General features: G+C 70.6%; 18 protein-coding genes. 11 read left to right on the top strand and 7 right to left on the bottom strand.

The genetic code is table 11. The features are described 5' to 3' along the window. Window positions 1-248: 248 nt before the first annotated feature. The 3 genes from PV679_RS29095 to PV679_RS29085 all read right to left on the bottom strand — a co-directional run bounded on the left by PV679_RS29095 (window position 249) and on the right by PV679_RS29085 (window position 1,259). A complete protein-coding gene (locus tag PV679_RS29095; RefSeq protein WP_319683471.1) occupies window positions 249-455 on the bottom strand; it encodes a hypothetical protein in 207 nt (68 codons plus the stop codon). 138 nt (window positions 456-593) lie between these two features. Continuing rightward, the gene (locus tag PV679_RS29090) at window positions 594-1,130 is read right to left on the bottom strand and encodes a DUF6879 family protein (protein WP_319683470.1); all 537 of its coding nucleotides are present in this window, start codon (window positions 1,128-1,130) and stop codon (window positions 594-596) included. Between the two features lie 3 nt (window positions 1,131-1,133). Then, on the bottom strand, window positions 1,134-1,259 hold the full coding sequence (locus PV679_RS29085; protein WP_319683514.1) for a hypothetical protein: 126 nt from the start codon (window positions 1,257-1,259) through the stop codon (window positions 1,134-1,136). 318 nt (window positions 1,260-1,577) lie between these two features. Here PV679_RS29085 and PV679_RS29080 point away from each other — a divergent pair, with 318 nt between their 5' ends. The 9 genes from PV679_RS29080 to PV679_RS29040 all read left to right on the top strand — a co-directional run bounded on the left by PV679_RS29080 (window position 1,578) and on the right by PV679_RS29040 (window position 13,146). After that, complete coding sequence (locus tag PV679_RS29080; RefSeq protein WP_319683469.1) at window positions 1,578-2,603, top strand: EamA family transporter; 1,026 nt, start codon at window positions 1,578-1,580, stop codon at window positions 2,601-2,603. An 80-nt stretch (window positions 2,604-2,683) separates the two neighbouring features. Then, window positions 2,684-3,472: a TIGR03084 family metal-binding protein gene (locus PV679_RS29075; protein WP_319683468.1), complete on the top strand. Its 789-nt coding sequence runs from the start codon at window positions 2,684-2,686 to the stop codon at window positions 3,470-3,472. Next, on the top strand, window positions 3,472-5,379 hold the full coding sequence (locus PV679_RS29070; RefSeq protein ID WP_319683467.1) for an acyclic terpene utilization AtuA family protein: 1,908 nt from the start codon (window positions 3,472-3,474) through the stop codon (window positions 5,377-5,379). The genes PV679_RS29075 and PV679_RS29070 overlap by 1 nt, the downstream gene beginning before the upstream one ends. Continuing rightward, window positions 5,376-6,983, top strand: a complete 1,608-nt coding sequence (locus PV679_RS29065; RefSeq protein ID WP_319683466.1) for an acyl-CoA carboxylase subunit beta — start codon at window positions 5,376-5,378, stop codon at window positions 6,981-6,983. The genes PV679_RS29070 and PV679_RS29065 overlap by 4 nt, the downstream gene beginning before the upstream one ends. A gap of 18 nt (window positions 6,984-7,001) precedes the next feature. Beyond that, the gene (locus PV679_RS29060) at window positions 7,002-9,065 is read left to right on the top strand and encodes an acetyl/propionyl/methylcrotonyl-CoA carboxylase subunit alpha (protein WP_319683511.1); all 2,064 of its coding nucleotides are present in this window, start codon (window positions 7,002-7,004) and stop codon (window positions 9,063-9,065) included. Further along, complete coding sequence (locus PV679_RS29055; RefSeq protein ID WP_319683464.1) at window positions 9,062-10,201, top strand: acyl-CoA dehydrogenase family protein; 1,140 nt, start codon at window positions 9,062-9,064, stop codon at window positions 10,199-10,201. The genes PV679_RS29060 and PV679_RS29055 overlap by 4 nt, the downstream gene beginning before the upstream one ends. A gap of 43 nt (window positions 10,202-10,244) precedes the next feature. Continuing rightward, on the top strand, window positions 10,245-11,840 hold the full coding sequence (locus PV679_RS29050) for a 4-coumarate--CoA ligase family protein (protein WP_319683463.1): 1,596 nt from the start codon (window positions 10,245-10,247) through the stop codon (window positions 11,838-11,840). Beyond that, on the top strand, window positions 11,837-12,571 hold the full coding sequence (locus PV679_RS29045) for an enoyl-CoA hydratase family protein (RefSeq protein ID WP_319683462.1): 735 nt from the start codon (window positions 11,837-11,839) through the stop codon (window positions 12,569-12,571). Before PV679_RS29050 ends, PV679_RS29045 begins: the two co-directional genes overlap by 4 nt. Beyond that, window positions 12,559-13,146, top strand: coding sequence for a TetR/AcrR family transcriptional regulator (locus tag PV679_RS29040; RefSeq protein ID WP_319683461.1), 588 nt, complete (start codon window positions 12,559-12,561; stop codon window positions 13,144-13,146). Before PV679_RS29045 ends, PV679_RS29040 begins: the two co-directional genes overlap by 13 nt. Before the next feature lie 66 nt (window positions 13,147-13,212). On the opposite strand, the gene PV679_RS29035 is transcribed toward PV679_RS29040, so the two are convergent. After that, window positions 13,213-14,325, bottom strand: coding sequence for a citrate synthase 2 (locus tag PV679_RS29035; protein WP_319683460.1), 1,113 nt, complete (start codon window positions 14,323-14,325; stop codon window positions 13,213-13,215). Window positions 14,326-14,618: 293 nt separating this feature from the next. On the opposite strand from PV679_RS29035, the gene pdxH reads away from it, so the two are divergent. Then, on the top strand, window positions 14,619-15,287 hold the full coding sequence (gene pdxH / locus PV679_RS29030) for a pyridoxamine 5'-phosphate oxidase (protein WP_319683510.1): 669 nt from the start codon (window positions 14,619-14,621) through the stop codon (window positions 15,285-15,287). A 601-nt stretch (window positions 15,288-15,888) separates the two neighbouring features. Then, window positions 15,889-17,322, top strand: a complete 1,434-nt coding sequence (locus PV679_RS29025; RefSeq protein ID WP_319683458.1) for a PAS domain-containing protein — start codon at window positions 15,889-15,891, stop codon at window positions 17,320-17,322. A gap of 93 nt (window positions 17,323-17,415) precedes the next feature. Here the strand turns inward: PV679_RS29025 and PV679_RS29020 are convergent, their stop codons facing one another. From PV679_RS29020 to PV679_RS29010, 3 genes are all read right to left on the bottom strand, one after another. Beyond that, window positions 17,416-18,939 carry a SulP family inorganic anion transporter gene (locus tag PV679_RS29020; RefSeq protein WP_319683457.1) on the bottom strand — a complete coding sequence of 508 codons (1,524 nt, stop codon included), beginning with the start codon at window positions 18,937-18,939 and terminating at the stop codon, window positions 17,416-17,418. A gap of 70 nt (window positions 18,940-19,009) precedes the next feature. Then, complete coding sequence (locus tag PV679_RS29015; RefSeq protein WP_319683456.1) at window positions 19,010-19,594, bottom strand: carbonic anhydrase; 585 nt, start codon at window positions 19,592-19,594, stop codon at window positions 19,010-19,012. A 688-nt stretch (window positions 19,595-20,282) separates the two neighbouring features. Continuing rightward, window positions 20,283-21,038, bottom strand: coding sequence for an SIS domain-containing protein (locus PV679_RS29010; RefSeq protein ID WP_319683455.1), 756 nt, complete (start codon window positions 21,036-21,038; stop codon window positions 20,283-20,285). Window positions 21,039-21,242 lie beyond the last annotated feature (204 nt).

The raw sequence follows: 21,242 nt of genomic DNA, 5'->3' as shown, positions 1-21,242 counted from the left end.
CCGCCGAGTCTCGAAGGACAACCGGAACGGGACGTGAACAGAGACCGGGACGACAGAGAACAACGCACTGCGGCGCCCGGATCCGCCTGCCTGGTCTGGCGCTCCGCCGGAATCTGTGGCAGCGAACAGGACCGGCCGCCCGCCGGCGTGAACCACCCGGACGGGCGCCGCGCTCCCCGCGCCTGCGGGGCTGCTACGACGCGGAAGTTTCCGGGGCGTTGTGATGGCGCCCGGAGCTCCGGGCGATGTCAGAGGAGGTGCGCGGCCCGGGAAGCCGGCAGGCTCACCGTGGGCATGACCTCGCGGGCCTGGTCCATCAGCGTCCCGTCGGCCAGGGTGAACCGGCCGACGTGCAGACGTTCGTGCCCGTACATCGTTTTGCCCAACTCGCTTGTACCGTCCAGCTCCAGCGACCACGCCGCGTCAGGCAGCTCCAGCCGGCCGGGTTTCGGCACGCTGCGCCCGCTCCAGCCCACACAGATCAACCAGCACGCTTCGGCGAACCCGGCGCCGCCGGCTGATCCGTACAGCCGCGTCGGCTGGTGCCGGGCGGCGATTTCTCGCAGCTCACGGGGCCGTGTGGAAGTCAGTGCTCACCCTGTGGAACGTACCGTTCTGGCGACGTCAGCGGCCGGGACCGTGTGGTGCCACGCGGCGTCCCGTACCTGGCAGGCCGCAACGACGGTGGCTGGGTCGTCGTTGAGGATCACGCCAAGGGTGGTGTTGGCCTCGTCGAACACGAATCGCATGACGATACGTGAGTCGAACAGCCAGAAGTCGAAGTCAGGCAGGCCGCGTTGTGCCGCGTTCGTACGGTAGAGGATGCGGATGTCCTCGCCTGCGGCGATGTTCCCGGGTGCTCGCGCGAGCAGGAACCGCTGCCCTTCCGTGGGCGGCTCGTCGACGACGCGGACCCGCTCGAACCGCTTTCCGGCCGCGGTCTGCACCGCTACGTTCTGCCTCCATGAATCCGGCGGGTCGTGGCTGACGTCCTCACCGTTCTGCCAGCGTGCCCAGTTTGGGCTGCGGCGGTCGGAGGCGTAGCCGCTGCGGGTCTCCAAGCGCCACGCGGTGTGCTCGAACTCGCTGAAGAGCCGGGCCGCCTCGGCAAAAGGGATCAGTCCGGGCACGTGCTACTCCTTGGGTGCGAAACGGGTGAGCAGTTCACGCGGAATGCGGACGAACGTCTCGCGTTCCTTGACGTCTCGCAACTGCGCGAGGGTCTGGGCATGTGGATCCAGGATGCGACGGACGGCCAATCCGCGACCGAGGATTGCGGATGATCGCGGAAGTAATGACAACGCCTTTAGTCGCGCGCAGTAGTGGCGAGGCGGGCGTCGACGCTCGTGCGCGTGGAGCATCGCGGGGGCCCAGGCGGTGTTTCACGGCGTGCGGCCGGAGCCGTAGCGTAGGCGCGGAAGCGGGTCGTCCAGGTGCAGTATGTTGGATTGTCTGTCCAATAAACTGTACTGGTCTGGCGAAGTGGCCAGTCCGTCGAATGGACCTGTTCAATGAGGTGGACCGCACCAGTCCGGTGCGGTTGACCAGTCCAGTGGGATGAACCAGGGGAGTCTTCGGTGGAAGAGCCGCGCACCACTACCGCCGCGGCCGCCGTCTCGCTGCCGGAAGCCGCCGGGACCGCGGAGGGCGGTGCCGTTGGTGTCGCCGGTGCCGCCGGTGCCGTCGCTCCCAAGCGCGCTCTCGGCCCCGTCGCCCTCGTCGTCGCCGGCGCGCTCTCCGTACAGTTCGGCGCGGCCGTCGCGGTCATGCTGATGCCGCGTACCGGAGCGCTCGGTGTGGTGTCCGTGCGGCTGGCGCTCGCGGCGCTCGTGCTGCTCGCGGTCTGCCGGCCGACCCTGCGCGGATACTCACGCGCCGACTGGGGGACGGTGGTCGCCTTCGGTGCGACCCTCGCCGCCATGAACGGCCTCTTCTACCAGGCGGCCGACCGTATCCCGCTGGGCGTGGCCGTCACTCTGGAGGTCCTCGGCCCGCTGGCGCTCTCCGTGATCGTCTCGCGCCGGCTGGTCAATCTCCTGTGGGCCGGTCTCGCGCTCGGTGGTGTGCTGCTGCTCAGTGGTGGCGGCTTCGACCGGCTCGACCCGGTGGGTGCGGCGTTCGCGCTCGGAGCGGGCGCCATGTGGGCGGCGTACATCGTCTTCAGCGCCCGTACCGGCAGGCGTTTTCCGCAGGCGGACGGTCTGGCGCTGGCGATGGCCGTCGGCGCGCTGCTCGCTCTGCCGCTGGGCATCGTGGAATCCGGGTCCAAGCTGGTGGTGCCGTCCACGCTGGGGCTGGGCCTGGCGGTCGCGGTGATGTCGTCCGTCCTGCCGTACACGCTCGAACTGCTCGCGCTGCGGCGGCTGCCCGCCTCGACCTTCGCCGTCCTGATGAGTCTGGAACCGGCCATCGCGGCGACCGCCGGATTCCTCCTGCTGGACCAGGCGCTCTCCGCCACCGACGCGCTGGCGATCACGCTCGTCATCATGGCGAGCATGGGAGCCGTACGGACCCAGGTGGGCAGGCGGACCGGCGGCCGGACGGGCACGCGCACGCGCGGCTGGACGGCCCGGCGCACAGGCGCGCGGACGGCGAAAAAGTAAAGCAAGCATGCTTGCTTGTTTCTCCGGGCGCTGCCATGCTCCGGGACACGCACACCGCCGTGTCCCGAGGGGAGCGCACCGTGTCCGACCCTGCCGCAGTGCTCGACGATCTGCGCGGCGAGAGCGAGGAACTCGACCGGTTGGTGGGCCCGCTCCCGCCCGCTCGCTGGACCCTCGCCACGCCGGCTCCCGGTTGGTCGGTCGCTCATCAGATCGCTCATCTCGCCTGGACCGACGCTGCCGCGCTGCTCGCCGTGATCGACGCGGAGGCGTTCGCGCCGCTGGCCGGAAGGGCCCTCGCGGCCGCTGACTCCTTTGTCGACGAGGGCGCGGCGGCCGGCGCCGTGCTTGCGCCGACCGAGCTGCTCGACCGCTGGCGGGACGGCCGCGAGCGGCTCCAGCGCGCGCTGCGCGAGGCACCGCCCGGCGCGCGCTTTCCCTGGTTCGGGCCACCGATGAGCGCCGCCTCGATGGCGACCGCGCGGCTGATGGAGACCTGGGCGCACGGCCAGGACATCACCGACGCGCTCGGTGCCCGGCGCGAGCCGACCGCGCGGCTGCGGCATGTCGCGTGGATCGGCGTACGGGCCCGTGACTACGCGTATCTCGTACGCGGCGAACAGGCGCCGGCCGAGCGGTTCCGCGTCGAACTGGCAGGCCCGGCAGGCGAGTTATGGGTGTACGGCCCCGAGGACGCGGCCCAGCGAGTGACCGGTCCCGCACTCGACTTCTGTCTGCTGGTGACCCAGCGGGCGCACCGCGCGGACCTCGCCGTACGGGCCGAGGGCGCCGACGCCGACCACTGGCTGGACATCGCGCAGGCCTTCGCCGGGCCGGCGGGCGCGGGCCGGCCGGCCAAGGGCGCCTGATGGCCGCCGACCGGGCCGGAGTGCTGCGGATCGGTAATGCCTCCGGTTTTTACGGCGACCGCTTCGACGCGCTTCGGTCCATGCTCACCGGCGGGCCGCTGGACGTCCTGACCGGGGACTATCTCGCCGAACTGACCATGCTCATCCTGGGCCGGGACCGGTTGAAGGACCCGGGCGCCGGCTACGCCAAGACATTCCTGCGGCAGTTGGAGGAAGGGCTCGGGCTCGCGCGGGAGCGAGGTGTCAGGATCGTCGCCAATGCCGGCGGGCTGAACCCGGCCGGACTCGCCGCCGCCGTGCGCGCGCTGGCCGAGCGGGTGGGTGTGCCGGTACGGGTCGCGCATGTCGAAGGCGACGATCTGCTGGCGCGCGGCGGCTGGCGGGACGGTGTTCTCACGGCCAACGCCTATCTCGGCGGCGCCGGAATCGCCGCGTGTCTGCGCGCGGGCGCCGATGTCGTCGTGACCGGACGCGTCACGGACGCCGCGCTGGTGACGGGCCCGGCCGCCGCCCACTTCGGATGGGGCCCGGACGATCTCGACGCGCTCGCGGGCGCGGTCGTCGCCGGGCACGTACTGGAATGCGGCACGCAGGCGACCGGCGGGAATTACTCCTTCTTCGGCGAGCACCTCGACACGCGTGACTTACGGCGGCCCGGTTTTCCGCTCGCCGAGATCCACGCGGACGGCTCGGCGGTCATCACCAAACACGACGGTACGGGCGGGGTCGTCGATGTCGGCACGGTCACCGCGCAGCTTCTGTACGAGACGGCGGGCGCCCGGTACGCCGGGCCGGACGTGACGGCCCGCCTCGACACCGTACGACTGGCGCAGGACGGTCCCGACCGGGTCAGGATCTCGGGCGTACGCGGCGAGCCGCCGCCCGCCTCGCTCAAGGTCGGGCTGACCCGGATCGGCGGCTGGCGCAACGAGGTCGTCTTCGTCCTCACCGGTCTCGACATCGACGCCAAGGCCCGGCTGGTGCGCGACCAGGTGGAGGACGCGCTGAGCGCGCGGCGCCCGGCCGAGGTCCGCTGGGAGCTGGCGCGTACGGACCGGCCGGACGCCCACACCGAGGAGACCGCCTCCGCGCTGCTGCGGCTCGTGGTGCGCGACAGTGATCCGGAGGCGGTGGGACGGGCGGTCAGTGGCGCGGCGATCGAGCTGGCGCTCGGCAGCTATCCGGGCTTTCATGTGACGGCTCCGCCGGGAAAGGGCGCGCCGTACGGGGTCTTCGAGGCGGTGTTCGTCGACGCGTCGGAGGTGGCCCATACGGCGGTGCTGCCGGACGGGCGGCGGATGGCGGTGGTGTCCTCGCCGTGTACGCGAGACCTCGAAGCCGTCCCGGTGCCTCCGCTGCCGGAACCGCTGCCTCTCGGGTCCTCGACCAGGACCGCTCCGCTGGGACTGATCGCGGGCGCCCGCAGTGGCGACAAGGGCGGAGACGCGAATGTCGGAGTGTGGGCCAGGAGCGAGGACGCCTGGCGATGGCTGGCCCATGAACTGACGGCCGCCAGATTCCAGCAGTTGATTCCCGAGAGCCGGGATCTGACCGTAGTCCGTCATCTCCTGCCGAACCTCCGCGCGCTCAACTTCACCGTCGAAGGGCTGCTCGGCGAGGGCGTCGCCGCCCGGGCCCGGTTCGACCCGGGGGCCAAGGCGCTCGGCGAGTGGCTGCGCGCCCGTCATGTGCCGCTGCCGAAAACGCTGTTGCTGGAAAACCGGCGCCAGGTCCCGGTGCCCACAGTCCCGTTGCCCGAAGCCCCTTTGTCCAAAGACCCGTTGAGCAAAGCCCCCCGGTCCAACGGACCGTTGGCCAATGCCCCGTTGACCACAGCACCGGCGGACCCGTTGTCCAAAGCCTCGCTCTCCGAAACCGGCGCAGATATCCCGGAGGTCCCGCTGTGACCGTGCTGTCCTCGGCCCTCGATGTCACCTCCTCCGACTACACCGACCACCGCGAGGCCATGCTCGCCAAGCTCGCGGCGCTCGACACGGAGCATGCCAAGGCCCTCGCCGGCGGCGGCGAGAAGTATGTCGACCGCCATCGCGCGCGCGGCAAGCTCCTCGCCCGTGAGCGCGTCGAGCTGCTGCTCGACCCCGACACGCCGTTTCTCGAACTGTCGCCGCTCGCCGCCTGGGGCAGTGACTGTCCCGTCGGCGCGTCGATCGTCACCGGCATCGGTGTGGTCGAGGGCGTGGAGTGCCTGATCACCGCCAACGATCCGACCGTGCGCGGCGGCGCGTCCAATCCCTGGACGCTGAAGAAGGCCCTGCGCGCCCATGAGATCGCGTACGCCAACCGCCTGCCGGTCATCAGCCTCGTCGAGTCCGGCGGCGCCGATCTCCCGTCCCAGAAGGAGATATTCATCCCGGGCGGCGCGCTCTTCCGGGACCTCACACGGCTCTCCGCCGCCGGAATCCCGACCGTCGCGGTCGTCTTCGGCAACTCCACGGCCGGCGGCGCGTATGTGCCGGGCATGTCCGACCACACCGTCATGATCGAGGAGCGGTCGAAGGTCTTCCTCGGCGGACCGCCGCTGGTCAAGATGGCCACGGGCGAGGAGAGCGACGACGAGTCCCTCGGCGGCGCCGGGATGCACGCCCGTACGTCGGGTCTCGCCGACCACTTCGCGCTGGACGAGCAGGACGCGCTCCACCAGGCGCGCCGGATCGTCGCTCGCCTCAACTGGCGCAAGGCGCACGCCGATCCGGGCCCGGCCGAGCCGCCGAAGTACGACGAGGACGAGCTGCTCGGTATCGTCCCCGGAGATCTCAAGATCCCTTTCGACCCGCGCGAGGTCATCGCCAGGATCGTGGACGGCTCGGACTTCGACGAGTTCAAACCGCTGTACGGACCGAGTCTGGTGACCGGCTGGGCCGAGCTGCACGGATATCCGGTGGGCGTGCTGGCCAACGCCCAGGGCGTGCTGTTCTCGGCCGAGTCGCAGAAGGCCGCGCAGTTCATCCAGCTCGCCAACCAGCGCGACATCCCGCTGCTCTTCCTGCACAACACCACCGGCTACATGGTCGGCAAGGAGTACGAACAGGGCGGCATCATCAAGCACGGCGCGATGATGATCAACGCGGTGTCGAACTCCAAGGTCCCTCATCTGTCGGTGCTGATGGGCGCGTCGTACGGCGCCGGGCACTATGGCATGTGCGGCCGCGCCTACGATCCGCGCTTCCTCTTCGCCTGGCCGAGCGCCAAGTCGGCGGTGATGGGAGCGCAGCAGCTCGCCGGTGTGCTGTCGATCGTGGCGCGGGCCTCGGCGGCGGCGAAGGGACGGCCGTACGACGACAAGGCGGCCGAGGACGACGCGGCGCTGCGCGCGATGGTGGAGCGGCAGATCGAGTCGGAGTCCCTGCCGGTGTTCCTGTCCGGGCGGCTGTACGACGACGGTGTCATCGACCCGCGCGACACCCGTACCGTCCTCGGCCTGTGCCTGTCCGCCATCCACACCGCCCCGGTCGAAGGCGTGCGGGGCGGCTTCGGCGTCTTCCGGATGTGAGGTCACCAGATGCCACGGATGATCGAGTCGCTGCTTGTCGCCAACCGGGGCGAAATCGCCTGCCGGGTGTTCCGTACGTGCCGTGAGCTCGGTGTCGCCACGGTCGCGGTGTTCTCCGACGCCGACGCGGGCGCGCTGCATGTGCGGGAGGCGGACACCGCCGTACGGCTGCCGGGAGCCGCGCCCGCCGACACCTATCTGCGCGGCGATCTGATCGTGCAGGCGGCGCTCGCGGCGGGCGCGGACGCCGTGCATCCCGGATACGGCTTTCTGTCGGAGAACGCGGAGTTCGCGCGGGCGGTGCTGGACGCGGGTCTGGTGTGGATCGGGCCGCCGCCGGAGGCGATCGAGGCGATGGCGTCGAAGACGCGCGCCAAGAAGCTGATGGGCGCGGCGGGTGTGCCGCTGCTGGCGCCGGTGGACCCGGCGACCGCCGGCGCGGCGGATCTGCCGCTGCTGCTGAAGGCGGCGGCGGGCGGCGGCGGCCGTGGCATGCGGGTCGTGCGTGAACTCCGCTTCCTGGCGGCCGAGATGACGGAGGCCACGGCGGAGGCGCGGTCCGCGTTTGGTGACGGTGAGGTCTTCGCGGAGCCGTATGTGGAGCACGGCCGCCATGTGGAGGTGCAGATCCTCGCGGACGCGCACGGCACGGTCTGGGCGCTCGGCACGCGCGACTGCTCGCTGCAACGACGCCACCAGAAGGTGATCGAGGAGTCACCGGCTCCGGGCCTGCCGGACGAGTCGCGTGCCGCGCTGCGTGACGCGGCGGTGGCCGTGGCCCGCGTGGTCGGCTACCGGGGCGCGGGCACGGTCGAGTTCCTGATCGACGCCGACGGCCGTCCGTACTTCCTGGAGATGAACACCCGCCTCCAGGTCGAACACCCCGTCACGGAAGAGGTGTTCGGCCTGGATCTGGTGGCCCTGCAACTGTCCGTCGCGGAGGGCGCCGCGCTTCCGGCGCGGCCACCGGCCGCGCACGGCCACGCGGTGGAGGCCCGTCTCTACGCGGAGGATCCAGCACGGGACTGGGCACCTCAGACCGGCACGCTGCACACTCTGGAGGTCCCGGCCGGCCGCCAGGACCACCGCGCCGGGCCACGTCTGCGCGTCGACACCGGTTACACCGGCGGCGACACCATCGGTGTGCACTACGACCCGATGCTGGCCAAGGTCATCGCCTGGGCTCCGACCCGCGCCGAGGCCATCCGCCGGCTCCGGTCCGCGCTGCTGCGGGCCCGGCTGCACGGACCGGTCACCAACCGCGAGCTGCTCGTACGGTCGCTGTCCCATCCGGACTTCCTGAGCGGCCGGGCCGACACCGGGTTCTACGAGCGGCACCTCGGCGCGCTCACCGCGCCCGCGCCCGGTGAGCGGTTCGCCGCCATCGCCGCCGCCATCGCCGACGCGGCCTCCCGGAGCCGCCGCGCGAGCGTCCCGGCGCGGCTCGGTGGCTGGCGCAATATGGCGTCGGCGGCGCACAGCAAGACCTACGGCGAACACGAGGTCCGTTACCGGCTCACCCGGGACGGATTCGATGTCGAGGCGGACGGTGTACGTGTCATCGGCGCCGCCGCCGGAAACGCCGCCGGCACCGCCGCCGCTCCGGGCCGGATCGGCCTCGACATCGACGGTGTCGTACGGCACTTCGAGGTCACCGTCCATGGCGGTGAGGTGTATGTGGACAGCGCCGCCGGCTCGTACCGGCTCGTCGCCCGGCCCCGCTTCACCGACCCGCGCCGGAGGACCGAGCCGGGCTCGCTGCTCGCGCCGATGCCGGGGACGGTCGTACGGATCGCCGACGGACTGGCCGAAGGCGTCGCGGTCACGGCCGGGCAGCCGCTCTTCTGGCTGGAGGCGATGAAGATGGAGCACCGCGTCACCGCGCCGGCCTCCGGCACGCTCACCGCGCTCCACGCCGTCCTCGGCCGCCAGGTCGACGTCGGCACCCTGCTCGCCGTCGTCACCGGCACCACCGCTGTCACCGGCACCGCCGCTGTCACCGGCACCGCCGCTGTCACCGGCACCGCCGCTGTCACCGACGCCGCCGTCGTCACCGATGCCCAGGAGGAACCGCAGCCATGAGCAGCAGCACCCTCATCGACACCGAAGAGCACCAGGCACTGCGTGCCGCCGTCGCCGCACTCGGCCGGCGGCACGGGCGCGGTTACGACCGGGAGACTCTCTGGCGCGAGGCCGGGACGCTCGGCTACCTCGGAGTGAATCTTCCCGAGGCGTATGGCGGCGGAGGCGGCGGTATCACCGAACTCTCCATCGTGCTGGAGGAGTTGGGAGCGCAGGGCTGCCCGCTGCTGCTGCTGATCGTGTCGCCCGCCATCTGCGGCACCGTGATCGCGCGCTTCGGCACGGAGGTCCAGAAGCGCCGCTGGCTGCCCGGGCTCTCCGACGGCTCACTCAGCATGGCCTTCGGCATCACCGAGCCCGACGCCGGCTCCAACTCGCACCGGATCACCACCACCGCCCGGCGCGACGGCGACGGCTGGACACTGAACGGCCGCAAGGTCTTTGTGTCCGGCGTCGACATCGCCGATGCCACGCTCATCGTCGGCCGCACCGAGGACACGAAGACCGGCCGGCTCAAACCCTGTCTCTTCATCGTCCCGCGCGACACCGAAGGCTTTCTGCGGTCGCGGATCGACATGGAACTGAACGCCGTGGAGAAGCAGTTCGAGCTGGTCCTCGACGATGTACGACTGCCTTCGGAGGCGCTCGTCGGCGACGAGGACGCCGGACTGCTCCAGCTCTTCGCCGGCCTCAATCCCGAACGCGTCATGACGGCCGCCTTCGCTCTCGGCATGGGCCGGTACGCGCTCGGCAAGGCCGTCGAGTACGCCAGGACCCGGCAGGTGTGGCAGCAGCCCATCGGCGCTCACCAGGCCATCGCGCATCCGCTCGCCCAGGCCCATATCGAGCTGGAACTCGCCGGCCTGATGATGCGCAAGGCCGCGCATCTCTACGACGCGGGTGACGACACCGGCGCCGGTGAGGCCGCCAACATGGCCAAATACGCGGCGGCCGAGGCCTGTGTACGGGCCGTCGACCAGGCCGTACACACGCTGGGCGGCAACGGCCTCACGCGTGAGTACGGCCTGGCGTCCCTCGTCACCGCCGCCCGAGTGGCCCGGATCGCGCCCGTCAGCCGCGAAATGATCCTGAACTACATATCCCACCAGTCCCTGGGTCTCCCCAAGTCGTACTGAGACAGGCGATTCTGACCGTCCACATCGCGTCGAAGGGATCGTCATGGTGTTCCACAGTGAGTACGCGGATGTCCCAGCCGTCGACCTGCCCATCCACGAGGCCGTGCTCGGCCGCGCCGCCGATCACGGCGACGCCGTCGCGCTCGTCGACGGTACGAACGGCACCGGTGTCACCTACGCCCAGCTCGACACCTTCCACCGCCGTGTCGCCGCCGCCTTCGCCGAGGCGGGCGTGCGCAAAGGCGACGTCCTGGCCCTGCACAGCCCGAACACCGTCGCGTATCCGGCCGTCTTCTACGCGGCCACCCGCGCCGGGGCCTCGGTCACCACTGTCCATCCGCTGTGCACGGCGGACGAACTGGCGACCCAGCTCCGTGACTCCCGGGCCCGCTGGATCGTCACCGTCTCGGCGCTGCTCGACGTGGCCCGCCGCTCCGCCGAACTGGTCGGCGGCATCGAGGAGATCTTCGTCTGCGACCGGGCGGAGGGACACCGCTCGATCCTCGACATGGCCGGCTCCACCGCTCCCGACCCGGACATCACCATCGACCCGGGCGAGGACATCGCGGCCCTGCCGTACTCCTCCGGCACCACCGGCGTCCCGAAGGGCGTCATGCTCACGCACCGCTCGATAGCCACCAATCTGGCGCAGCTCGAACCGGTCATGCCGATGGGTCCCGGCGACCGGATCCTCGCGGTTCTGCCGTTTTTTCATATCTACGGCCTGACCGCGCTGATGAACGCGCCGCTGAGCCATGGCGCGACCGTGGTCGTCCTGCCGCGCTTCGACCTCGACCAGTTCCTCGGTGCCATCGAGAAGTACCGCGTCAACGGCCTCTATGTCGCGCCGCCCATCGTGCTGGCCCTCGCCAAACATCCGGCCGTCGCGCAGCACGACCTGTCCTCGCTCACCTATGTGCTCAGCGCCGCCGCGCCGCTCGACGCCCGGCTGGGCGCGGCCTGTTCGGCCCGGCTGAACCTGCCGCCGATACGGCAGGCGTACGGCATGACGGAACTGTCACCCGGCACCCATGTCGTGCCGCTGGCCGCCGCCGATCCGCCACCGGGCGCCGTCGGCAAGCTCCTGCCCAGCACCGAGATGCGCATCGTCTCCCTCGACGACCCGGACCAGGATCTGGCACCAGGAGCGGACGGTGAGATCCTCATCCGAGGCCCGCAGGTCATGAAGGGCTATCTCGGCCGTCCCGACGCCACCGCCGACATGATCGACGCCGAGGGCTGGGTGCACACCGGCGATGTCGGCCGGGTCGACGACGACGGATGGCTCTTCGTCGTGGACCGCGTCAAGGAACTGATCAAGTACAAGGGCTTCCAGGTCGCTCCGGCCGAGCTGGAGGCACTGCTGCTCACGCATGAGTCCGTCGTGGACGCGGCGGTGATCGGCGTCCACGACGACGACGGCAACGAAGTGCCGAAGGCCTACATTGTTCGACGGCCCGGTGCCGGAACACTCGGCGAGAGCGACATCATGGCGTTCGTCGCCGAGCGCGTCGCTCCGTACAAGAAGGTCCGCCGGGTCGAATTCATCGGAGGCGTGCCGCGCGCCGCCTCCGGCAAGATCCTCAGACGTGAGCTGAGGGACCGTGAACAGAGGCACCGCGAGAGGGAGAACACGTGACGCTGGTCGCCACCGCACACGAGCGGGGCATCACCACTCTGACCCTGGACTCGCCGGCGAACCGCAACGCTCTGTCGGCGCGGCTCGTCGGCGCACTCGGCGACGCTCTCGCCGGCTGCGGCAAGGCTCCCTCCGTACGGGCCGTGCTGCTCGCTCACACGGGCGGCACCTTCTGCGCGGGCGCCGATCTCAGGGAACCGGCGAGCCCGTACACCTTCGTCGCTCTGATGCGGCAGATCGTCGAACTGCCCAAGCCGGTCGTCGCGCGCGTCAGCGGCCATGTCCGGGCCGGCGGCCTCGGGCTGCTCGGGGCCTGTGACATCGCGGTCGCCGACCGCGCCTCGGACTTCGCCTTCACGGAGGTACGGATCGGAGTCGCGCCCGCCGTGATCTCGATGCCGCTCCTGCCGCGCGTCGAGCCGCGCGCGGCGGCCCGGTACTGCCTCACCGGCGAGCGGTTCGACGCGGACCGCGCGGCGGCCGCCGGACTGATCACCGAGGCCGCCGACGATGTGGACACCGCGCTCGCGCCGGTACTGGACGGACTGCGCAGAGCCTCTCCGCAAGGGCTGGCCGAGTCGAAGAAGCTGCTCACGGCCGGTGTGCTGGACGCTTTCGACCAGCACGCCGAGGAGCTTGTCCAGCGCTCCGCGTCGCTCTTCGTGACGGCGGAGGCGCGCGAGGGCATCACGGCGTTCATGGAACGGCGGGACGCCTCATGGGTGCGGTAGCCGCGCCCAAGCAGGACCGCAGCCGCGCCACCCGCCGGCGGCTGCTGGAGGCCGCCGTGGCCTGCCTCGCCGAACACGGCTGGGCGGGCTCCACGGTCTCCGTCGTCGCCGAGCGGGCCGGTGTCTCGCGCGGCGCGGCCCAGCACCACTTCCGGACCCGCGAGGACCTGTTCACCGCCGCTGTCGAGCATGTGGCGGAGGAGCGGTCCTCCGCTCTGCGCGCTCTGGTCCCGGCCGGACCCGCGCACCGCCGGGAGGCGGTGGAGGGCATCGTCGGCCTCTACACAGGACCGCTGTTCCGGGCCGCGCTGCACCTCTGGGTCGCGGCCTCCGACGAGGAACAGCTTCGGCCCCGTGTCACCGAGCTGGAAGCCCGGGTCGGCCGCGAGTCGCACCGGACAGCGGTGGCGCTGCTGGGCGCGGACGAGTCCGTCCCCGGCGTACGCGAGACGGTGCAGGGTCTGCTGGACATGGCGCGCGGCCTGGGGCTGGCGACGCTGCTGACGGACGACACGCAGCGGCGCGAGCGGGTGGTGGCGCAGTGGTCCCGTGTCCTGGAAGAGGTGCTGGGCTGACACCGGCGCCGCCTCCGGTCACGCCGGACGCGGCGCCGCGCCACGCGGTTCGGTGCGAGACGCGGATCAGTGCGAGATCTCGCCGTATCCGTCGACCTCACGCGGATCCCGCGTCCCGGGACCGACATAACGGGCCGACGGACGCACCAGACGGCCCGTGCGCTTCTGCTCCAGGATGTGCGCCGACCAGCCTGCCGTACGGGCACAGGTGAACATCGAGGTGAACATGTGCGCCGGGATCTCCGCGAAGTCCAGCACGATGGCCGCCCAGAACTCCACATTGGTCGCCAGCACCCGGTCGGGCCTGCGCGCGTGCAGCTCCTCCAGCGCGGCCTTCTCCAGGGCCTCCGCCACCTCGTACCGCGGCGCGCCCAGCTCGCGCGCCGTGCGGCGCAGCACTCTGGCCCGCGGGTCCTCGGCCCGGTACACGCGGTGTCCGAAGCCCATCAGCCGCTCATTGCTGTCCAGGGCCTGCTTGACGTACGCCACGGCGTCTCCGGTGCGCTCAATCTCCTCGATCATGCCGAGGACCCGCGAGGGCGCGCCGCCGTGCAGCGGCCCCGACATCGCGCCGACGGCGCCCGAGAGCGCGGCGGCCACATCGGCGCCGGTCGAGGCGATCACCCGGGCCGTGAACGTCGACGCGTTCATGCCGTGCTCCGCGGCCGACGTCCAGTAGGCGTCGACGGCCTTCACATGCTTCGGGTCGGGCTCACCGCGCCAGCGGATCATAAAGCGCTCGACGACCGTCCGCGCCTTGTCGATCTCCCGCTGCGGGACCATCGGCAGTCCCTGGCCGCGGGCCGACTGCGCGACATACGACAGGGCCATCACGGCGGCGCGCGCGAGATCGTCGCGGGCCGTCGCCTCGTCGATGTCGAGGAGCGGTTTCAGGCCCCACACGGGAGCGAGCATCGCCAGCGCGGACTGCACATCGACACGGATGTCGCCGGAGTGGACCGGGATCGGAAACGGCTCGGCCGGCGGCAGACCGGGATTGAACGCGCCGTCGACCAGCAGTCCCCACACATTGCCGAAGGAGACCTGTCCCACCAGGTCCTCGATGTCGACACCCCGGTAGCGGAGCGAACCGCCTTCCTTGTCGGGTTCGGCGATCTCCGTCTCGAATGCGACGACACCTTCGAGGCCTGGCACGAAGGAGGGGTCGAAGTCGGACATCAGGCGGCTCCTCATGATGTGTGCGACGGGTCTTGCCGGTCTGGTCTCCCCGGTGATGCCCCGAACGGCGACTGGTCACCCAACCGCCCGGAGGCAGGAACGATATCCGCCGGTGTACGAAGGCCACAGTGGTCAGGCCATAGATTTTGGCGGGTTCCTCTGATGCGGGGAAGCGTGATGTCCGGCACACTGCCGGACTTCATCGGTGCGGGATTAGCGGCACTCAGTGCCGGGCAAACTCGGCCCTACGGCAGGATGGGCCCGTGCCTCACAAGATCCCGGACCCCGCCGCCATGCGCGAGCAGTACCGTGCGACTCCGCTGCTGGAGTCGGACCTCGCCGCCACTCCCATGGGCCAGTTCGCCCGCTGGTTCGCGGACACCACGGTCTCGGGCCTGCACGAGCCGAACGCGATGGTCGTCTCGACGGCCACCGCGGACGGCCGCCCGTCCTCCCGCACGGTCCTGCTGAAGCGGTACGACGAGCGCGGCTTCGTCTTCTTCACGAACTACACCTCCCGCAAGGGCCGCGAGATCGAGTCGAACCCGTTCGTCTCGCTGCTCTTCCCGTGGCACCCGCTGGCCCGCCAGGTCATCGTCACGGGCACGGCGGCCCGCGTCGGCCGCGACGAGACGGCCGCGTACTTCCGCACCCGTCCGCACGGCTCCCAGCTCGGCGCCTGGGCCAGCGACCAGTCCGCGCCGATCGCCTCCCGTGAGGACCTGCTCCACCGCTACGACGAACTGGCGGCGCGCTATCCGGAGGCGGAGCAGGTGCCGGTGCCGCCGCGGTGGGGCGGCTTCCGCGTCACTCCGGAAACGGTCGAGTTCTGGCAGGGCAACGAGAACAGGCTGCACGACCGGCTGCGCTATGTCCGCGAGGACGGCCCGGACGACGAGCCCGGCGAAGGACCTGAAGGACCTGAAGGACAGGCCTGGCGGGTGGAGCGGCTCAGCCCGTAAGGCCGCCGCTGCCGGCGCGGTACGGGACCGGCGCGGTACGGGACCGGCGCGGAACGCGGACGACCCGCGGGCCATGGTCCCTCCGGAGAGGGAGCCGGCCGGACATACCGGCGGCCCGCGGGTCGGGTGACTGCTTGGGATTTCGGCCTTCGACCGGCCGAGCACTGCGAAGAGTGCGACAGCGAGCCGTTAGCCCGCAGCCACCTCACTTGTCCGGACTGAATACATCTTCCGGATCACCTCCTTTCGGTGTGCGTCACACGTTAGGCGCCGCTCCGGCACCGCTCAAGTCAATTTCGGAAGATATTAACGATCCTCTTCCGCGCCTCCTCCGGACCGGCTCCCGGCTTCCTCCGAGCCCTCCGACCGGCCTCCGACCGGCCGCTGACCGGCACCAAAGGTGTTCCGACGAGGTCCGGAACGGGGTCGCACTCAGCCGCTCCCCGGCGCACTCGCCCGCCCCCGGTGCGGCATGTGCGCGCTGGGCAGAGAATTGTTCGAGGCAACGATTTCGGGGAATCTTGTGTGTGCCGTGTCACGTTCAAGTTCAATGACCGGACGTGCGTGAGCACAGGCGGAGACGTCCTGCAGGGGGTGCCAGATGAGTGCTTCTCGGAGCAAGACCACCAATGCTCCCGGGCCGGACAAGCCGGGACCAGAAGCCGGTTCCGAGGCTGTTTCCGGGGCCGAGCGGGACGGCGCCGGGGCCGATCTGCTGGCGGCTCTGCTCGACGGTATGGACGCCGCGCTCTGCGCGTTCGACGCGGACGGCGTGATCACACACTGGAACCGCGAGGCGGAACACGTCCTCGGCTGGTCGGCCGAGGAGGCCGTCGGACGCCACGGCTTCGCGGGCTGGGCCGCGCGCAGCGCCGACGCCGACGAGGTGCAGGCGCGGCTGATGGGCGCCATGGACACGCCGGGCCGGCAGGTGGACGAGTTCGCGCTGCTGCGCAAGGACGGCGGCCGGGTGCTCGTACGGACCCAGTCGGCCGGGATGCGCGGCACGGACGGCAAGCCCGCCGGTGTCTACAGCGCGTTCAGCGAGGTGCACGCGCAGATCGATCTGGAGCGGACCATCGCGCTCAGCGAGGCGCTGTTCGAGGAAGCGTCCTGGGGTGTCGTCCTCGTCGATGTCGATCTGCGGCCGACCGTAGTCAACGGGCACGCGGCGCGGGCGTTCGGCGCCGGACGCACCTCGGTGCTGGGACGGCCGCTCGGTGAGCTGCTGGCCGGAGGCGTCGAGGAGCTGGAGGCCGCGCTCCACCATGTGCTCGCGGAAGGCGCTCCGAGGTCGCCGGCCGAGCTGTGGGTGACGGTCCGCACGGCGGACGGTGACAAGCGGCGCTGCTGGCGCAGCGGCTTTCTGCGGCTGGCCTCGCCGCTGGCGGAGGAGCCCGTGCCGCTGGGTGTCGGCTGGATGTTCCAGGACGTGACGGAGTCGAAGCTGGCGACGCAGGAGGCGGACCGGCTGCGGTTCCGCTCCAGGCAGCTCCACCGGGCCGGACGGACCGCCGCGGAGTGCGAGGACCCGATGGAGGCGGCGACGGTCTATCTGGACTTCGCGCTGGCGGGCTTCGCGGACCACGCGGTGATCGATCTGGTGGCGGGAGAGGGTCCGGCGGGTTCGTTCGGATCGGGAAGAGAGACGCCGGTACGGCTGATCCGCGCCGTGGCCACGCCCTCCGGCGGCGGATCGGGCCCGAGCGCGCAGATCCAGGGCGGCGGTATACCGGTGGGATATTCGGCCGGGCATCCGGCGCTGCAGGCGATGGACCGTATCGGCTCGGTCCGCGCGAGCGCACCGGGCTCGGCACCGTCTCCGCCGTGGGCGTCGGCCCGTCAGTGGCCGCAGGACTCGGTGCACGCGCTGTGTACGGTGCTGCGCTGCCGGGGCCGTTCGCTGGGTGTGGTGACCTTTCTGCGCGGAGCGAGCAGGGCCGCGTTCGAACGGCCCGACGCGGTGTACGCGGAGGATGTGACCATTCGCATGGCCGCGTCCCTGGACCTCTTCCGGGCCCTGCCGAACGGCTGAGGCGACGGCTGATTGAGCGCCTGGCCGGGCCGGCGGCGGCGGAGCCGAGGCCCCGCCACCGCCGGCCTGTGGTGACCATGGTCACCGGGACCGTCAGGGCGCTCCCGCCGTGTTCCGTCCGGCCTTCGGAGGCTCCGGGAGACGCACCGCCGCCGGCGGCAGCAGCCTGACCGGTTCCGTTTCCGCGTCGTTGTGGCGCAGCGCCCAGTTCTCCAGCGCGATACGGCACGCGTGGTCGAGGTGGCGCAGGCCCGACAGATCCAGTTCGATGGGACGGTCCTTCGGCAGGTCCTCCAGTTGTTCCATGAGACGGGGCAGGCGCAGGAATGTCGCGTTGCCGGTGATGGACACCACCAGCCGGCCGCCGGTCAGTTCACGCACGTCGAGGTGGGAGTGCGAGATATCCCAGGCCGTCTTGACCACCGCGAGCAGCAGTCCCAGGACCACTCCCTCGAAGAGATTCGTGACCAGGACCGCCAGCGCCGTGACACAGAGGACCACCGCCTCGCCCCGGTGCTCCCGCCACAGCGGAACCAGGTCCTTGACGGGAACCAGCTTGCAGCCTGCGTGCACCAGGACGCCCGCGAGCGCCGCGAGCGGGATGATCCCGATCGCGGCGGGCAGCAGGGCCGCGAACAGCAGCAGCCACAGACCGTGCAGGATCCGGGACGCCTTGGTACGCGCTCCGGCCTGGACATTGGCGGCGCTGCGGACGATGACGGCGGTCATCGGCAGTGCGCCGAGCGCACCGCAGACCGTGTTTCCGACGCCTTGCGCCACGAGTTCCTTGTTGTAGTCGGTGCGCGGTCCGTCGTGCATCCGGTCGACGGCGGCGGCGCTGAACAGACTCTCCGCCGAGGCGATCAGGGCGAAGGCCAGCACACTGCCGACGGCGGCCACGCCCGCGAGCTGTCCGAAGTCCTCCAGGCCCGGCGGCCTGATCGATTCCAGCAGCCCGCGCACCTCGACCTTGGCGACGGGCAGATCCAGCAGCACGGTGGCGCCGGTGGCCAGGGCCACCGCGGCCAGCGGTCCCGGGACCACGCGAAGCCGGGCCGGCAGCCTGGGCCAGAGCACCAGTACGGCCACCGTCCCGGCGCCGATGACGAACGCGGTCAGCGTCGTACCGTCCGAGACGATCCCGCCGGCCAGGTCCGGCAGTCCGGCGATCTTGCCGATTCCGCCGGAGGGCTGCGCGGTGTCCGCCATCGCGTACACCTGGCCGAGTACGAGGACGAGGCCGATGCCGGCCAGCATTCCCTGGACCACGGCGACCGAGATCGCCCGGAACCAGCGGCCGAAACGCAGTGCTCCGAGAATGAGTTGCAGCAGTCCCGCCGCGAGCACGATGGCGCCGAGCGCGCCGGCGCCGAACTCGTTGACGGCTTCGTACACCAGCACCGTCAGACCCGCGGCCGGTCCGCTGACCTGAAGCGAGCTGCCGGGCAGGAAGCCCACGACGAGTCCGCCGACGATACCGGTGACCAGGCCCAGTTCGGCGGGGACTCCGGAGGCGACCGCCACTCCCACACAGAGCGGCAGAGCGACGAGAAAGACGACGAGTGACGCGAGCAGGTCGCGCCGCAGGACACGTTTGTCCTTCAACAGGGAGAGCATGAAGGGAGTTCCTAGCTGTGCGGTCCGCGAGCGGACGAGGGGTGAGGAGTGTTCGGTGCCGAGGCCGCTGTCACAGCGGTCTGAACTCCCCGCCCAGCTCGGGCCGGTGGACGCTGATCGCGCCGGTGTCGACTTCGTAGTACCAGGCGTGCAGAGAGAGCCGCCCGTCGGCGAGGCGCTCCCTTACGGCGGGATATCCGCGGAGTGTGTCGAGCTGCGCCGCGGCGTGGTGCCGGACCGCGTGGGCGAGGCCGCGGGACGCGGGCAGCGCGGAGACACCGAGATCGAGCCAGCCGCGCACGGCGGGCACGGCTGACAGGTCGTCACCGCGGACCAGGGCGCCCACGGCACCGCAGTGGGAATGCCCGCATACGACGAGGTCGCGGACGTTGAGCACACGCAGCGCGTACTCGATGGTGGCGGCCTCACCGCTGGGCCGTTCCGCGTCGTAACGCGGGACGATGTTGCCCGCCGTGCGCAGCTCGAACAGCTCGCCGGGACGGGCGCCGGTGATGAGGGACGGGATGACTCGGGAGTCCGAGCAGGTGATGAAGAGGGCTTCCGGTGTCTGGCCGGCCGCGAGCTCGCGGAACTCCTCGGGGCGTTCCGCCACTTGGACGGAGAAGGAACGGGCGTTGTCGATGAGTGACTTCATGATGGCCTGCCTCCTGCACTCCCGGGCTCGCCGGGGCGCGGTGTGGTCGGGTCAGTGGGGGATGAACGACGCTGCGAGAGCTGTGAGAACTGCGAGGACTGTGAGGATTGCGGAAAGCGGGATGCGGACATCGCGGGATGTCCATGGGCGCCGTGCGGGCATCACGTCCTGCCGGGTCGCGGCAGTCGAGGGAGGCCGGCGGGCGGCTGCTGTGCGGTCGTCCGTGCGGACCGGTCAGACGGCGGACGTCCGCCGTCTTGCGCCGGACTCGCGGTTCGGTCGGAATCTCACTGCTCGCCCTTTCCGTCTTTTCCGGTGCCGCCATCCGCGTGTGATGCCTTTCGGCGCGGACCGGTCACTGTGCGATGCGGCATACGGCGCTTTTGTGGGCGCGGTAAGCCGTCAGCTCCGATGGTGCGGCACCGCAGCTTCCTCTACTTTGCCCGAACATTACCTTCAGGTGAAAGATCAAAATTCCGCCAAGTGGTCCTTTGATGACGCAAAGTAGCGGTTGGAAGGCGTACGTACGGTCGAGGCCCTCGGTAAGGGTTCCCGCAGGCCCCAGCCGTCGCTCCGGCCACTTCCGTCACGTCGGAGGGTTCGGCGGCTTCGGTTGCTACGGCTACGTGGGCCGTCGTGATGTCGTGATTGTTATGGTGCCGCGATTAATACGATTATTTCTTCGAAATTAATGGCGATAGAAGATGCGGTCGCCGTACTCGGTCATCACCCGGCGGTTCCACTCGGGCCCGCCGTCGACATTGCCAGACCGCAGCAGCGGAGGCTCGATGCCGCGCTCGACGAGTTCCTCGGCGGCGGCGGCCATCATCGCCTGCATCAAGGCGCTGGTGACGACCGTGGAGGCCGGCGCGAACGGCGCCTCGATGCCGTCGGCCGTCAGCTCCGCGTCGCCCACCGCGATCCTGCTGTCGAGCACGATGTCGCAGTGGTCCTTGAGATAGGTCCCGGTGAGATGCCGGGAGCTGGTCTCCGTCGCGTACGCCACCGAGGTCACACCGATGACCTTCAGTCCCAGCTCTCGTGCCTTCATCGCCATCTCGACGGGCAGGGCGTTCCGCCCGGAGAGCGAGATGATCACCAGGACGTCTCCCGGTGCGGCGGGGCTGGATTCGAGCACCGCGCTCGCCAGGCCGTCGACCCGCTCCAGCGCGGAGCCGAGTGTGGCCGGCATGACGTCGACGCCCACCACTCCGGGCACGGCGAGCAGATTCATCACGGCGAAACCGCCGGCCCGGTAGACGACGTCCTGCGCGGCGAGCGAGGAGTGCCCGGCGCCGAACGCGAAGAGCCGGCCGCCGGCTGCGACGGCGCCGGCGATCGCCGCACCGGCGGCTGCGACGTTCGCGGACTCCTCGTCGCGCACGCGCTCCAGCAGACTGATCGCGGCATCGAAGAACTGTCCGGCCAGCTTGCTCTCGCTCATCGAGGAGCCTCCAGAGTGGGGGAATGTCGGTGACGCGGATCACGTTGAGGTCTGGACCATTGCTCTGTCAATACAACTACCCGGCGGCTTCCGGCGGCGTCGTTGTCGTCGGGGGAGGGGGCCCCGGCTCCGGCGCGGCACGGTTGTCAGCGCTATGCGTCAGAATTGGTACAGGGCCAGCGCACGATTATTCGAGGGGCACGT

It is taken from the genome of Streptomyces sp. AK02-01A (assembly GCF_033795305.1).
Lineage (GTDB): Bacteria > Actinomycetota > Actinomycetes > Streptomycetales > Streptomycetaceae > Streptomyces.
The sequence above is the reverse complement of the archived record's forward strand: the minus strand, read 5'-3'. Positions and strand labels throughout refer to the sequence as shown.